Annotated in this window: 13 protein-coding genes; 4 read left to right on the forward strand and 9 right to left on the reverse strand. The window is 54.8% G+C overall.

Annotation, left to right across the window (positions count from 1 at the left end):
* Nucleotides 1-10 precede the first annotated feature (10 nt).
* Both recA and nikR read right to left on the reverse strand, forming a co-directional pair.
* Nucleotides 11-1,084, reverse strand: coding sequence for a recombinase RecA (gene recA, locus DY252_RS17205; RefSeq protein ID WP_040823385.1), 1,074 nt, complete (start codon nucleotides 1,082-1,084; stop codon nucleotides 11-13).
* A gap of 285 nt (nucleotides 1,085-1,369) precedes the next feature.
* Entirely contained in the window at nucleotides 1,370-1,849 is a 480-nt protein-coding gene (nikR, locus tag DY252_RS17210; protein WP_064788582.1) for a nickel-responsive transcriptional regulator NikR, read from the reverse strand.
* Nucleotides 1,850-1,954: 105 nt separating this feature from the next.
* On the opposite strand from nikR, the gene DY252_RS17215 reads away from it, so the two are divergent.
* Entirely contained in the window at nucleotides 1,955-2,743 is a 789-nt protein-coding gene (locus tag DY252_RS17215; protein ID WP_064788583.1) for a DUF4198 domain-containing protein, read from the forward strand.
* A 26-nt stretch (nucleotides 2,744-2,769) separates the two neighbouring features.
* Complete coding sequence (locus DY252_RS17220; RefSeq protein WP_129542764.1) at nucleotides 2,770-3,294, forward strand: hypothetical protein; 525 nt, start codon at nucleotides 2,770-2,772, stop codon at nucleotides 3,292-3,294.
* Here the strand turns inward: DY252_RS17220 and DY252_RS17225 are convergent, their stop codons facing one another.
* The 5 genes from DY252_RS17225 to DY252_RS17245 all read right to left on the reverse strand — a co-directional run bounded on the left by DY252_RS17225 (nucleotide 3,295) and on the right by DY252_RS17245 (nucleotide 7,470).
* On the reverse strand, nucleotides 3,295-4,194 hold the full coding sequence (locus DY252_RS17225; protein WP_064788585.1) for a DMT family transporter: 900 nt from the start codon (nucleotides 4,192-4,194) through the stop codon (nucleotides 3,295-3,297).
* Nucleotides 4,195-4,395: 201 nt separating this feature from the next.
* Nucleotides 4,396-5,082: an ABC transporter substrate-binding protein gene (locus DY252_RS17230; protein WP_129542765.1), complete on the reverse strand. Its 687-nt coding sequence runs from the start codon at nucleotides 5,080-5,082 to the stop codon at nucleotides 4,396-4,398.
* 365 nt (nucleotides 5,083-5,447) lie between these two features.
* Nucleotides 5,448-6,128, reverse strand: coding sequence for a substrate-binding periplasmic protein (locus DY252_RS17235; RefSeq protein WP_064788587.1), 681 nt, complete (start codon nucleotides 6,126-6,128; stop codon nucleotides 5,448-5,450).
* A gap of 206 nt (nucleotides 6,129-6,334) precedes the next feature.
* A complete protein-coding gene (locus tag DY252_RS17240; RefSeq protein WP_129542766.1) occupies nucleotides 6,335-7,012 on the reverse strand; it encodes a substrate-binding periplasmic protein in 678 nt (225 codons plus the stop codon).
* A gap of 62 nt (nucleotides 7,013-7,074) precedes the next feature.
* Complete coding sequence (locus DY252_RS17245) at nucleotides 7,075-7,470, reverse strand: hypothetical protein (RefSeq protein ID WP_064788589.1); 396 nt, start codon at nucleotides 7,468-7,470, stop codon at nucleotides 7,075-7,077.
* 76 nt (nucleotides 7,471-7,546) lie between these two features.
* Here DY252_RS17245 and DY252_RS17250 point away from each other — a divergent pair, with 76 nt between their 5' ends.
* Nucleotides 7,547-8,446, forward strand: coding sequence for a DMT family transporter (locus DY252_RS17250; protein ID WP_063087538.1), 900 nt, complete (start codon nucleotides 7,547-7,549; stop codon nucleotides 8,444-8,446).
* 85 nt (nucleotides 8,447-8,531) lie between these two features.
* Nucleotides 8,532-9,569, forward strand: coding sequence for a sodium:calcium antiporter (locus DY252_RS17255; protein ID WP_008890373.1), 1,038 nt, complete (start codon nucleotides 8,532-8,534; stop codon nucleotides 9,567-9,569).
* A 36-nt stretch (nucleotides 9,570-9,605) separates the two neighbouring features.
* Here the strand turns inward: DY252_RS17255 and DY252_RS17260 are convergent, their stop codons facing one another.
* Entirely contained in the window at nucleotides 9,606-12,212 is a 2,607-nt protein-coding gene (locus DY252_RS17260; protein WP_063087536.1) for a hybrid sensor histidine kinase/response regulator, read from the reverse strand.
* A 225-nt stretch (nucleotides 12,213-12,437) separates the two neighbouring features.
* Complete coding sequence (locus tag DY252_RS17265; protein WP_063087534.1) at nucleotides 12,438-14,441, reverse strand: methyl-accepting chemotaxis protein; 2,004 nt, start codon at nucleotides 14,439-14,441, stop codon at nucleotides 12,438-12,440.
* Between the last annotated feature and the right edge of the window lie 161 nt (nucleotides 14,442-14,602).

Here is a 14,602-nt window from a genome sequence, read left to right on the forward strand (position 1 = left end):
ATCAATCAGATCAATCGTCGTTGACCGGTTCGTCTTCGCTCATATTGGTCATGGCTTCGGCGATCAGACCGGCACTCTCGCGAATGCTGTTTTCGATCTCCTTGGTCATTTCCGGGTTCTCGCGCAGGAAGCTCTTGGCGTTCTCGCGGCCCTGACCGATACGGGTCGAGTTATAGGAGAACCAGGAACCGGATTTCTCGACGATGCCGGCCTTGACGCCAAGATCAAGGATTTCACCCATCTTGGAAATGCCTTCGCCATACATGATGTCGAATTCGACCTGCTTGAACGGCGGGGCCATCTTGTTTTTGACGACCTTGACACGCGTCTGGTTACCAACGACTTCGTCGCGGTCCTTGATCTGACCGATACGACGGATATCCAAACGGACCGAGGCATAGAATTTAAGCGCGTTACCACCGGTGGTGGTTTCCGGGCTGCCGAACATCACACCGATCTTCATACGGATCTGGTTGATGAAGATGACCATGCAGTTCGAACGCGAGACCGAGCTCGTCAGTTTACGCAGTGCCTGGCTCATCAGGCGGGCCTGCAGACCAACGTGCGTATCGCCCATCTCACCTTCAAGTTCGGCGCGCGGGACAAGGGCAGCAACCGAATCGACGACCAGAACATCAATCGCGCCAGAACGCACCAGCGTATCGGCGATTTCAAGGGCCTGTTCACCGGCATCAGGCTGGGAAATCAGGAGTTCGTCGGTATTCACGCCAAGCTTGCGGGCATATCCCGGGTCAAGCGCATGTTCGGCATCGACAAACGCACAGGTGCCGCCAAGCTTCTGGGCTTCGGCAACCGTGTGCAACGCCAGCGTGGTTTTACCCGAACTTTCCGGACCATAGATTTCGACGATACGGCCACGTGGCAGACCGCCAATGCCCAGTCCGATATCAAGACCGAGCGAACCGGTTGAAATGGCTGAGATATCAACGGCGCTTTCCCGCTGACCCAGCTTCATAATCGAACCTTTGCCAAATGCCCGTTCGATCTGCCCAAGGGCGGCTTCGAGTGCCTTCTGCTTATCCATAGTATCCTTATCCACCAAATGCAGCGCGGTCTGAATCATTGCTCGAACTCTCTTATTCCACAGGGCCGGGTTGGATGCAACGCAGGCGGTTCCCCGGACCTATAATGCGGAACGCCACCGCTAGACTGTTTTGCCTGTTGCCGCAGCCTGCCACTGCGTTCTTATCGACAAAACAACTGAGAACATAATGCGAACACTCTCATAAAAATTCGGATGTTGCAAGTTTGTTCTCATTGCGTCGAGCAGAACTTTCAGAGAACAGACGCATCAATCGCCCGCCCGACAACAGCGGGACGTGCGGTTAGTGACGGTTTGGCAATGCTATCAGGTGGTGATTTTAAGATGTTCGTGCTTGTGCGCATGTCCATGATGATCATCGCCATGATGATGGCTTTCGACATGCAGTTCGCCGGGCACGGTATAAAGCTGCCCGTGGCGGACACCGGGCTGTGCCAGCACCTTGTCGGCAAAGGCACGGATTTCCGAAAGCCGCCCAAGCAATGTCACGCTTTCAAGGCAGGTATCATGATCGATATGGAAATGCACCGTGGAGACCGTCAGATTGTGGTGTTCGTGCTGGGTGCTCATCAGGCGTGATGCCAGCATGCGTTCTTCGTGATCATAGACATAGTTCAGAACTGCAATCCCGACCCCGTCGGCATTGTCTTCGAGCTTGGTATTCTGAAGCTTTTCACGGATCAGATCGCGAAATCCCTCGGACCGGTTGGTATAGCCCCGGTGATCAAGAAACGCGTCAAACGCCTCCATCAGATCGTCTTCAATCGATACGGTCACGCGGGTCATTTTGACTACCTCTCACAATCAACGGCTTCACGAGTATGATCTTTTTTGAAAAGTTCACATCCGCTCATGGTTCTTCCATAAAAACAATTTCCCAAAGGAACGCAAATGTTTCAACCAAAGTTCGCAGCAAGCATGGTAATTGGTGCCGCAACGCTTCTGATCGGCCTGTCGGCAAACGCCCATGAATTCATCGCAAGCCAATCGCCTGCAACGGCGAAGCCGGGCGAGAACGCGACACTTATCCTTGATTCGACCCATCAGTTCGGCCTTCCCGAAGAAGCAGAAGGCGAAAAAGATGTCCGTGCCACGCTGATTACCACAGATGGCAAGAACGACATTGCGATTTCCGTCAATGACGATGCCCCCAATCTGATCGGCACGTTTGAGATCCCGGAAAATGCAGCCTGGGCTTCGGCACACCGCTTGGGTGTTGTCTGGTCTCAAACGCCTGATGGCTGGCAGGCAGGCGGTGCCGACCAACATCCCGACGCCCTTGCATCGACCCGCTATGAAAAGTTTGCCAAGCTTCTGGTTGGCGGCGAAAGCACAAGTGATTTTGTCACCACACCGATTGGCGACACGCTTGAAATCGTTCCGCTGAGCGATCCGCGCGACACCAAAATTGGCGATGATGCCGAGTTCCAGATTCTTCTGAATGGTCAGCCTTTGACGACGTCGGTTCTGGCAACCTATGCCGGATTTACCGAAACACCATCATCCTGGGCCTATGCCACCGAAACGCTGAGCACCGAAAATGGCAGCGGCATCGCCAAGGTCCGGGTTTCCGCGCCGGGTTTGTGGATTGTACGTGTTGCCGCTGACTTGCCCGATGCCGAAGAAGGCGTTGGCAACCATAACATTCGCGCCACCCTGTCCTTTGCCGTCGATAAATGATGATGGCACGGACCGCTTTTTACCAATTGTCCGTTCTGATGGCCCTGCTGATTGCAGGGCCATTGGCCACATCTGTCCCGGCGTTTGCACATGGTGCCGGTTGGCAGATTGAGGACACCGGTAACACCAAAACCTATCGCTTCGGATATACCGACGGCTCCCCCATGGCCTTTGCCGAGGTTGTTGTCACAACCAAGGACGGCAAGGTCTGGCAAAAGGCGCGCACGGACCGGATCGGTCAGTTTTCCCTTGGACTTGGCGGCACACCGGTACCCGATGCGCCAAGTGAACTCCACATCAAGGTGGCCGATGGCATGGGGCATGTTGTGCAATTGACCTATCAGCCAACCGATACCACCGCCGACACAGTCACGCCGGGGGGCGGACAGACAGCTGCTGTGTCGTCAGTAACGGCCATACAAGGTACACCCGCATTGTTTGATTTGCCGATTTGGGCAAGCATCCTGTTTGGCTGCAGCATCCTCACGAACCTGTTTGGCGGGCTTTTGCTTTGGCAGCGTCGCCAGATGGCTCGGAAACAGTCGAACTGATCAGTGCATGAACAGCAAGGTCACCCCGCCAAAGGCAAGGCAGGTTCCGATTACGGCCTGAATACCAACCGGCTTGCGCAGGATCAGGCCTTCATAAACGATCAGAATAACCGGCGGCAGCGCCATCAGGGTTGAGGCAATCCCGACATTCGCATTTTGAACCGCCAGCATTGAAAGCCACACACCGATTGCGGGGCCGATAAGCGCGCCTAGCAACAGCCATTTGCCAACATCCGGCGCGATACAGGCCGTAACAGTCCGCCGCACCCGGCCAAGAATGACCGCCAGTCCCCACATGGCAATCACGGCGACCAACGTTCTGATCCAGGTAGCGGAAAGCGCGGAATAACCATCAATCAGGGCATATTTCGCCGTGATCAGATTGGCAACCTGACCGACCGCGCCGCCAAAACCAAACAGAATGCCAATGGCGTAATTGCGTCCCTCAAGCCCGATCGGGCGGCCCTTTTTGCCAAGAATGACAATCAAAACACCACCCACCCCACAGGCAATACCGGTGATTTCAATCGGGCGCAGCGTTTCATCAAACAGGACCCAGGCCAGAACCGCGCCCATGATCGGAACGGTCGACATCAACAACATCGAAAGCCGCGCACCGATCAGAACAAAAGCCTGAAACAACATTGCATCGCCAATCACCAGCCCCAGCACCGACGAAAGTGACAACCAGCCAAGCTGTTCCCACGTCACGGCATTCGGCCATGGCTGGCCCTGAAGGATCCAATGCAAAATGGTCAGACAAAAGATCGAACATGCCAGACGCCCGCGATTGACCGTCTGCGCCCCTGCCTTGCCGCCGATATTGGAAAAGATCATGCTGGAACTCGCCCAACAGAGCGCAGCAGTAAAGGCAGCAGCTTCGCCAAAAAGGGAAATCATGAGGGCGCGTTTCCGAAAGGGTTTGGTTATTCAACCGTGATGCCGGTTGTGTTGGCGGGTCGTAATGGGGCAACCCTGCCTGTCATAAACCGTAAATTGTCGGAAGTTGGCAATTGCTTTTATTGCATGACGGTTTGACGGCTCACGCGTCAGAGCCAGATGGACAGCTTCGATAGATTTTGGGCCCGAAAAGCCGGTTGATCACGATTTGGTTTCCGGGCCAGTCATATCAATAGCTGCGCGGAAGATATCGGTGCCGCGATTGAATTGCGGCAACAGGGCCTCGTATTCCTTGCGCAGCCAGCTATAGGTCGTAAGGGTTTCCAGTTCGATGGTGCGATAGCCTTCCGGCACGCCTTCGGTCTGATTAAGCGAGAAGTCGTCAATCAACAGACCATCCAGCCGCCCAAGACGGAGCATGCGCAACATCATCCCGGCACCCCCGGGCACGGTGACGATATCGGCAAGACCGACCAGTTCCTGTTTGCCATGGTCATCGCCCAGCCAAACGCCGATTTCCTTGTTTTTAAGATCATTGAGTGATTTCACGGTGTCGTCAGCCGTGATCAAAAGGCTTTTGGGACGTCCAACAACCACCGCCCCGGAAACAAGCGGCACACCAGCCGATTGTCGAATGGTTTCGCCACTGGCAAAGACACCATCGATTTCGCCGCGTTTAAGCGAAACAGCGGTGCGTTTGTTTGGCAGCCAGACTGGCTGCACACATAACCCGGCCTCTGCCATAGCGGCACGGTACCGCTCGGCAGAGCGGACATGATCGGCCATTTCCGGCAAGGCAATCTTGAGACAGACTTCTTCGTCTGCCTTTGCCGAGGGCAACAATTCAAATGACAGGAAAAGTGCTGCCAGAAAAATGACAGCGAACATACACGATCGAACGATCGCATTGGGCTTGCGAAGCACCATAGTATCACCCCCAAAGCAACATCTTCCCGGTGATAGCGGGACATGTTGCGAGCCTACCTGATCTGCCCGCCGTCATTGTCTGCGGTCGGGTCATTTTCATTGTTCTTTGGTTTCGGCTTTTGCCGTTAGGGAAAACTATACGTGCAATCCAAAAGCGCGTGCAAGCACCTGTTTGCCAACCGTCTAAGGCAAACGTATAGGTCGCAGTGCAGCATTATGCGCCAGAATCAAAGCCAAGCTGACGGGGTGTCAGAGCCAATTTGACCGTGCATTGAAGCACACAACCGCAAAGGCGGAAACGCTTTTGGCCCAAAGTGTGATGCGGCTCAGGAGGGGTCCTTGCGGAAGGCCGCTATCTTTTCCCGGAAGCGCACGGTGCCAATATCAAATTTCGCCATCTGTTCGGCATGTTCGGCCCGAAGGAAGCTATAGACGGCGAGATTGGCAACAGGGATCGCAACGAACCCTTCCGGCGCACCACTCTGGCTGCGCAATGAATAGTCATTAAGCAAAATGCCATCCAGACGCCCTTTCACAAGCATCTCCATCATCAACTCCGGTCCACCGGCGACGGGCACAACGTGGTCATAATGTTCAAGCAGCTTTTCTGACCAGCCTGTTCCCAACCAGACACCGATCTGCTCGGACGTCAGCTCTGACAGGGTTTTGGGCCCATCCTTTTTAACGACAAACATACCATCGGGTTTCCCCAAAATGACACTGCCGCGGATCACAGGCGTTTCGGTCGTCTTCCCATATGTTTCAAGCATGGCAAAGACGCCATCAATCTGTTTATGGCGCATTGCCATGAATGTTCGCGCATGGGGCATCAAAACAGGTTCGACACAAAGACCGGCATCATTCATTGCCGCCTGATAAATGTCGTGTCCGGTATCGCCAATTGTGGCTTCGGGGATGGCAATGCGCAGGCATGGCTGCTTTGCCTTTGCGCTTGGAAACAGGGTAAAGGAAAGGAAAAGAGCTACAATACAAATCGTTGCAAACACACAGGACCTGACGTACCTGTGAAATTGAAAACGCACCATCTCAGACTCCCACGGCACCGAACGGTTGTTGAGTGACCGTATCCCGGGAAATTCTCCTTGCAGTTGGCCTACAATTGTAATTTTTTCGGAGCGTTATGGCCCACTGTTGCAGACGATATCTTCAAACCTGCCAATTGGCTAGGACAAGTTATTTGTTTTCTGTAGTTTCAATTCGGAGGCGCCGCCTTATCGCAACAGGATATCGTGATACCAAGTTTTGCAAGAAAGGCGCGCGTGGCGCGGTCAAATTGCGGTTTGATGTCGGCAAACTCGGCTTTCAGCCAGCTATGCACATCAAAATGATCAACCTCAACCGCCTTGTATCCGTCGGGCACACCGCCCGCAAGACCAAGCGAATAGGCATCAGCCAGCATGGCATCAATGCGCCCTTCGGCCAGCATTTCCTTTAACATCGCCGTACCGCGCGGTACCCTGATCACGTTGGCGTATTGCTCAACAAGCTTGGTGCACCAGGTCGCGCCAAGCGGCACACCGACCACTTCGGTGGTAAGATCGGCGATCTTATTTACCGGCCCCTCTCGCACCACCAGATATCCTGCCAGCGAACCAAGAAGAACGTCGCCGGAAACCAGCGGCAGGTTTACAAGCTCCGGCAGGTCATCGCGTGCTGCAAAAACACCATCAAGCCGCCCGGAACGCAGTGCGACAACCGCGCGTGTTTGCGGCAATGCCACAGGTGATACACATAACCCCTCATCTTTCATCACCTGACGATAAAGATCGAGTTTTTGCGGACTGGATTGGAGTTCAGGCATGGCGATACGAAGGCATTCCTCATCCGCCTTGGCAGACGACAACACCCCGAAAGACAGCACAGCAGCCATAAAACATATCGTTGCAAAAACACAGGCTGTGGCAAAGCTGTGCTTTGAAGTGCGCGCCATACTTACCCCCAAAGGCATTCGGTCTGTTCTTTTTCTTTCGTTTCCCGGAATTCTGTTATTTCGAACCACTCAGGAACCTGTTTGTTTTGGCCATGGCCGTTGCGGCTTTTGCGCTGCATTGCGTCAAACGATACGTTGGAATGCCGGGCTTTACCAGCCGGAATTATGTGGTTATGCGCAGAGGAAAAAGAAACCCCGGCGCTCTGCAACCTGGCCGTCAGACTTAAGAATTCCATACTATCGGTTTCTTTGCCTCGCTCCTTAAACAGGGTCTGGCACTTGGCCGCTTGACCATCAACAAATGTTCCAGCATTGCGCGCTTTTGGAACTTGACCAATATGCGGATGGGGCGCACCATCTGCGCGCGGCTGGCCCGGAAATCGGGAAAGCAGCGCCACCAAGCCACCAAAATTTTAACCGTGCCGCCCTGCATCCCTAATGGATGCACGACGCCCCATATTCCGGACACCCTCAATGAAACCAGGGGATATCGCCCGCTACCTGTTCCTTGCCATCGTGTGGGGACTTTCATTCCTCGTTGTTGTTAAAATTGTTGAAGCTTTTGGCTGGGTCGGTGCCGTCACCTTCCGCGCCCTGATTGCCGCAGGATCGCTTTACCTTCTTGCCCGGTTATTTCGCCGCAAACTTGATTTTTCTGCTGGCTGGCGCCCCTTTGCCATTGTCGGTGCCACCACGGTTGCCGGGCAACTGATCGGCCTTTCCTACGCCGCACCGCGGATCGGGACTGCGATGGCCGCCATTTTTGTCGCGGCCATTCCGTTGTTTTCCATGATCATCAGCCAGCTTTGGGGGCTTGAACGTACCACAAGACAGGGCTTTGCCGGCTTGGTACTTGGCATCAGTGGCATTGTCTTGCTGGTCGGGTTCCCCGCCGTCCCGGTCACGTTCGAATTTGCCCTTGGCTGTGTGGCATCAATCCTGGCCGCCCTGTGTGCGGCCTTTGGCAGCAACTATGCCAGCCGCCATCTGCGCAACAGTGGCAATTGGGAAACCACCATCGGGGCGTTTCTGTTTGGTGGATTGATGACCTTGCCGCTGATCTTTGCCGTGCCGCTGGAACGCACGCCGGTTGCCATGGACTATCTGTATCTGATCATTGCCGCAGTTTTGATGAGTGTGTGCACCTATATCGCCTATTTCCGACTGGTCGCCTCCATCGGGCCGACGCGGGCAATCAGTGTTGAGTTTCTGGTCACCGTGATTGCCGTCTTTATCGGTGCGACCGTTCTGGGTGAAAAACTTTCCGCCATGCAGTTCATTGGAGGGATAACAATCATGGTGGGCTGCGCGCTGGTGCTGAACCTTGTGCCTGCGTGGATGCGTCCGCGTCCGAGCGTCCCTGAAATCCCGTAAGCCACGCGGACCACATCCGCCAAGGAACAAGCAGGCCTGTGAGAAGTTAGACTAGATAGTCCTCTCTGATCACGGAAAGCAGCGCATGCCCTTTGACCTTGGCCAGCAGTCGCTCGGCATAATTGTGATGACCTTTGCGGTCTGCACACTGATTATCGGTTTTGCTGGGACCCGACTTGCAGGAATTGCCGTCAAACTGGCCGAGCGCACAGGCATGGGGCAAATCATCGCAGGCGCGTTGTTTGTCGGCATGTCGACCAGCCTGCCGGGCAGTGTCCTGTCGGTGACTACCGCGTGGCAGGGACATACCGATCTTGCGATTGGCAACGCCCTTGGCGGGATCGCCGCCCAGACAACCTTTCTGGCGATTGCCGATCTGGTTTATCGTAAGGGCAATCTCGAACATGCCGCCGCAAGCGCTACTGGCCTTGCGCAAACCACCCTTCTTTTAAGCATGCTGTCCGTGCCGCTTCTGGCCTATGCCGGGCCGGAATGGATGATTTTTCATATTCACCCGGCATCAATCCTTTTGTTTATCATTTATGCGTTTGGTCTGAACCTTTTGTCGGAAATCCGCGATGAACCGATGTGGCATCCCAAGAAAACCGACCTGACCGAAGAAGACGCCAAACATGACGAAGCCGACACCCACCCGGAAAGCTCCGTTCGGCTATGGGGTGAATTTCTGGCCTTCGCCCTTCTGACCGCCATTGCCGGTCACGTCATCGGGCAGGCCGGCCTTGCAATCGTTGCAGTGACCGGGATCAGTGAAACCGCCGTTGGCACCTTCCTGACTGCGATTTCAACATCCTTCCCGGAATTTGTTTCGGCCATTGCCGCGGTGAGGATGGGGGCAGTTAATCTGGCAGTCGGCGACATCATCGGCGGCAATGCCTTTGATGTGCTGTTTTTGGCCGCATCCGACTTTGCCTATCGCGAAGGGTCGATCTACGCCGCCTTTACCGATCAGCACATCTTCACCATCGCGCTGGTCATTCTGATGAGCGGGGTGTTGCTGTTAGGCATGCTCAACCGCGAACGCCGTGGCATTGGCAATATCGGCTGGGAAAGCTTCGCGATGCTGGCACTTTATGGTGGATCAATATTCTATCTGGCGGGCTAGATTCTATCTGGCGGGCTGGCCTGTGGCGTAAACGCCTCAAAGCACTTCCTTGACCTTGGTCGCAAGGTCTTTGAGAGAGAATGGCTTGGGCAGGAAGTGTACGCCATTTTCTTCATCAAGCTCATCGCGATAGGTATCTTCGGCATAGCCCGAAATAAAGATGACCTTCAGTTCCGGCTTTTGCTCGCGCAGCATCCGGATCAAGGTCGGGCCATCAATGCCCGGCATAACCACGTCCGAAATCACCAGATCAATGACCTTGTCGGTATTATTGAGCACCTCAAGCGCGTTGTCGCCGTTATTGGCTTCGAGCACGTCATAGCCCTTGCTGCGAAGAGCCCGTGCACCAAAGGTCCGGACCGCATCCTCATCCTCGACCAGCAAGATTGCGCCGGTGCCGGTCAGATCGCGCGACGGGGTTTCTTCAACGACAGCCTGTGTTTCGGCAATCTCAGCCTCGGATGCCTCATAGCGCGGCAGATAGATGGTAAAGGTCGTGCCTTTGCCTTCTTCGCTGTTGACCGCGATGAAGCCACCGGTCTGTTTGACGATGCCATACACGGTTGAAAGCCCAAGACCCGTCCCCTCGCCGCGCTGTTTGGTCGAGAAGAAGGGCTCGAAAATGCGGGTAAGGTTTTCTTTCGGAATGCCAATCCCGGTATCGGTGACCTTGATGCCGATATAATTGCCCGGCGGGATGACCTCGGTGCCGGTTGCGGTCGGCTCGTCAATAATTTCGGTGCTGGTCTGAACCGTAAGCGTCCCGCCCTCGCCCGCCATGGCATCACGCGCATTGACGACAAGGTTAATGATCACCTGATCAAGCTGACCCGGATCGACCTTGACCAATCCGATGTCGCGACCGTGGCTGACTTTAAGATCAATCTTCTCGCCAATCAGGCGGCGCAGAAGATTGGACATCTCGGCCAGGGCATCAGTGATATTGATGATTTTCGGCTGCAAGGTCTGACGGCGCGAGAACGCCAAAAGCTGCCGGACAAGGTTGGCAGCACGGTTGGCATTCTGCTTGATCTGCATGATATCGGCAAAGCTCGGATCACCCGGCCCATGACGCGACAGCAACAGATCACAGAACCCGATCATTGCGGTCAGAAGGTTATTGAAGTCATGCGCCACCCCACCGGCAAGCTGACCAACAGCCTGCATTTTCTGGGACTGGGCAAATTGTTCCTCAAGGTTCTTCTGTTCGGTCGTATCAAGGAAGTTCAAAAGCAACGCACCGGCTTCACCCGAACGGCCTGCGACACGTTGCAGATAAATCTGGGCGGCAACCCCGCGTGAACCGGCAAGGCGGGCTTCGATCTGTCCGCCTTTGCCCATGCCCATCACGGCCTTCGACAAATAGCGCGCCACTTCGTCGCGGTCTTCAGGCAGGATCAGCTCAAGGATGGAGCGCCCGACAACCTTGTCATGGTTTTGTCCGGCCGTGACAATGAAGGACCGGTTGGCATCGGTAACCGTGCCCGACATATCCGCCAGAACAATCGAAAGCGGGCTTTCATCAAAGAACCAGCGCACCCGGCGTTCGGTTTCAGCCAGCGCATGTTCCCATTCATGGGCAGGCATCGGATCGGGGAAGATCACGGCCTGACTGCGTACAGGGCCCGTGCCCGGCGCATTGATCGAATGGGTCACAAAGCAGCGAATGGGCTCGCCACCGGCCACCTTGAACTTGACCTCGCCGTTGACCCCGTCACCGACGATCAAATCGGCAAGTTCGACGGAACCATTGTTAAAGTCTTCGGGCTCCCCGCCAAGCCAGCTTGCCAGACGGCGGTTGAGGTACAGAATGCGTCCTTCTTCATCAAGGCCACACACCCCGACCGGCAAACGTTCGATCATCTGATCGGCATGCTCAAAGCCGCTTTGCGCCGTTGCAACCGGCAGGTTGGCCGCCATTTCGGTGGCCTGAGGTGCAGACAGGGCAAAGCTCTTCTGGGGTTCTGAGGGCGGCAAGAGCAAGGACGCATCGCTATCGGCGAGAACGACACTATCCACACCGTCAACGGTCCACAGCATTTGGCCGGCACGCGCATTCGCCGCAGTCACCGAAATACGCAGACACGCACCGTTAGGCGATTTGGTCTCATCCAGCTTGCCGTCATCCTGTTCGACATCATCAGCATTCTCGCCGCCATCGTTATCCGAGGCAGCATTGTCTGATTGAAGTTTTTCGGAGCGCGAAAGATCGACAAACATCTGTCCGCCTTCGCCGCGCATGGCGCGCGTACGAAGCTCTGCAAGTTCGTCACTGCCAATCCCGAGGAAGGACAGACGTGCCTCAAGCGCGGACAACATGTCCGACCCTGCATCAATGCCGAGCTTGGATGAAAAGGCCGGGTTGGCATAAAGCGTCTTGCCATAGGCATCAATCAAAGCAACGCCGATGTCGGATTTGGCAAAACCGGAAATCAGCGGCCCAAGGCCATCATGCCCGCCATTGCGCAGCTTTGCCGAGAGGGACAGCGACGCAACCGCCACAACGGCGACACCGGTGACCATCGCCCCGATAATCCACATCAGGCGCGCATCAAGACCCGCCTTTGCCAACACATCCATCAGGACGAAGACAAACGCGACAAATGCGACACTTACAGCAAGGATAAGTCCCCGAAACAGCACGCGACCGCCTTTAACGACAATAACTTAACAAAATAGTCTATACTTTTAGCTGCTTATCGCCCAACTGGCTACCGACAAGTTTGTCGTCCATCACACAGCCCGGCAATCCCCCCAAACCGAACGCAACGCCCGCAAAATATGCGAAAGGCAGGAACCAAGAATGGTCCTGCCTTTCGAAGATTACAATTCCGCGGTTTCAGTTCACGATTTTGCTGTGATCAATACCTAGCGGCTCAGACGCTTAACCTGCGCTTCGTCGAGTTTGATGCCGTCGAATTCAACGCTAACTCCCTCGTCGCTTACATTGCGTACGATGGCACGTACGGGTTTGTTCAAACCAGGAAGTTCAACTTCGACCTTGGTGCCCAAAGCAATTCTCTCATTGCACGAGAGCTTCGCCCCGCGTTCGGAGATGTTTTCAAGTCGCGCCTTCGATGCCTTACCGCCAAAGCTGATAGCCACATCCTTCGAGGCGCGATGACGGGTCGAAGAGCGACGGTCAACATCAGAGGTCGAAGTCCGGACAACTTCGACGAGCACATTGCGAAGATCTCGCACAGCATGTGCGACCTTCTCGGAAAGAGCACCAACCTCGGCGGCAAGTCGCCCCGTGCCCGATGCTTCTTCGGAAACCTCATTGATCCGACTCGAAACTTCACGGGATGCATCAGCGGTTTCGTTTACATTACGTGCGATTTCCGATGTTGCAGCACTCTGTTCCTCGACGGCAGCCGCAATCGCGGTCGAAACTTCATCCATTTCGTGGATTTTCTCGGCGATGGTTGCCACTGCCGTAACGGCGGAATCCGTCACCGCCTGAATTTCCGCAATTTGACGGGTAATTTCATCGGTCGAACGGCTGGTCTGCGTTGCCAGATTCTTGACTTCCTGCGCAACCACGGCAAAGCCCTTGCCTGCATCACCGGCACGGGCGGCCTCGATGGTGGCATTCAAGGCAAGAAGGTTGGTCTGCTCGGCAATGCCGGAGATCAGCTCCACTACCTCGCCAATGCCACGCACGCTGTCTGCCAGCTGCGAGACGGTTGCTTCTGTTGTGCGGCTGGCCTCAACAGCGTCTTCACTGACCCGGTTGGCACGTGAAATCTGACCATTGATTTCGCCCAGCGAAGAGTTCAGTTCTTCACCGGCACCGGCAACCGCTTCTACCGTCGCCAGTGCCTGTTCAGAGGCCGCAGCAACGGTCTGGGAATTGCCCTGAACAAGGTCGGCAGAACTCGACATGCGATGGGCTGCCTCTGCCAGTTCACCGGTTTGTCCCGAAATGATTTCAACTACGCGGCGGGTTTCATTTTCAACCCGCTCGGCCATTTCCATTAGAGACTGGCGGCGCTGCTTTTCGGATTCCAAGCGATCAGCTTCTTGCTGTTCGCGCATTTTAAGGTTGTTCAAACCGGTTTCGCGGAACACATGCATAACCCGAACCAGATCGCCGACTTCGTCACTACGCTTGGTTTCAGTGAGTTTGACGTCATATTTGCCATCAGCCAGTTGCGCCAGCGTGGTCACGCTCTCGGCGACCGGTGCTGAAATGCGGCGATGCATGACCCATGCAATCAATGCACAAACAATGATTGATGCAATGGTCACTGCCGTTGTAAGAACGAAAACAAACTCAACATTGCGTTCAAGGCCATGAAGCTTGTCGACCAGGGCTTGTTCGATTGAGATACTATAGGTATCGGTGTACTCGACAGCAACTTCAAGCGCCGCAGCAAGGTTTGCCGCAGCATCATCAAAGTTGCCCATCATCTTGTTGCCAACTTCAGGACCACCGTTGATATAGCCCTGCGCCATTTCCTTGCCAGCGGCATAATAAGCCGGAAAAGCGGCCTCGACCTTTTCAAGGGATGCTAGCAACTCATCCTGCCCCAGCTTTTCAGCCAGAGCTTTTGCTTTTGCCAAGTTTTCTGCCAATGCCTGTGCAGCGATTTCGGCCTCGTCAAAGCCGTCATTGAGGCCATCAAGCCCACGGGTCGCAGAAATATCGGTCAACCATTGCTGAACCTGAACAACATTAAAGCGCGCGCCCTCAATCGCCTTAATCAAGCTCGGTACATCCAAACTGACAACCACACCAATTTCGGCAGCTTCATGAGTCGCACGACGGCTCTCGCCATTCACGATACCTATACCAAAAGCCACCGCGATCAGCATGACGACGATAATCGCGTTCGACAGGGCTATCTGCCCGGCAATCCTCAATTTCATAAAGACATTCCCGTTAGAAAAGGCACATATTTTTGCAATGGACTAGGCGTACATAACCGCCCGTATAGTATCAAAAACACGCAATGGGAACCACTAATTTGCTTCTACCACCTATGCGGCAATCACCGATCGCCGCAAATCATTGCAAGCAAAACGTACTA

This window comes from Thalassospira indica (assembly GCF_003403095.1).
Classification (GTDB): Bacteria; Pseudomonadota; Alphaproteobacteria; order Rhodospirillales; family Thalassospiraceae; genus Thalassospira; species Thalassospira indica.

What these genes read in the sequence shown, in the direction of transcription:
- DY252_RS17265 (WP_063087534.1), bottom strand. Translation starts at nt 14,441, where the DNA reads ATGAAATTGAGGATTGCCGGGCAGATAGCCCTGTCGAACGCGATTATC.
- DY252_RS17240 (WP_129542766.1), bottom strand. Translation starts at nt 7,012, where the DNA reads ATGGCTGCTGTGCTGTCTTTCGGGGTGTTGTCGTCTGCCAAGGCGGAT.
- DY252_RS17250 (WP_063087538.1), top strand. Translation starts at nt 7,547, where the DNA reads ATGAAACCAGGGGATATCGCCCGCTACCTGTTCCTTGCCATCGTGTGG.
- nikR (WP_064788582.1), bottom strand. Translation starts at nt 1,849, where the DNA reads ATGACCCGCGTGACCGTATCGATTGAAGACGATCTGATGGAGGCGTTT.
- DY252_RS17255 (WP_008890373.1), top strand. Translation starts at nt 8,532, where the DNA reads ATGCCCTTTGACCTTGGCCAGCAGTCGCTCGGCATAATTGTGATGACC.
- recA (WP_040823385.1), bottom strand. Translation starts at nt 1,084, where the DNA reads ATGATTCAGACCGCGCTGCATTTGGTGGATAAGGATACTATGGATAAG.
- DY252_RS17215 (WP_064788583.1), top strand. Translation starts at nt 1,955, where the DNA reads ATGTTTCAACCAAAGTTCGCAGCAAGCATGGTAATTGGTGCCGCAACG.
- DY252_RS17225 (WP_064788585.1), bottom strand. Translation starts at nt 4,194, where the DNA reads ATGATTTCCCTTTTTGGCGAAGCTGCTGCCTTTACTGCTGCGCTCTGT.
- DY252_RS17230 (WP_129542765.1), bottom strand. Translation starts at nt 5,082, where the DNA reads ATGTTCGCTGTCATTTTTCTGGCAGCACTTTTCCTGTCATTTGAATTG.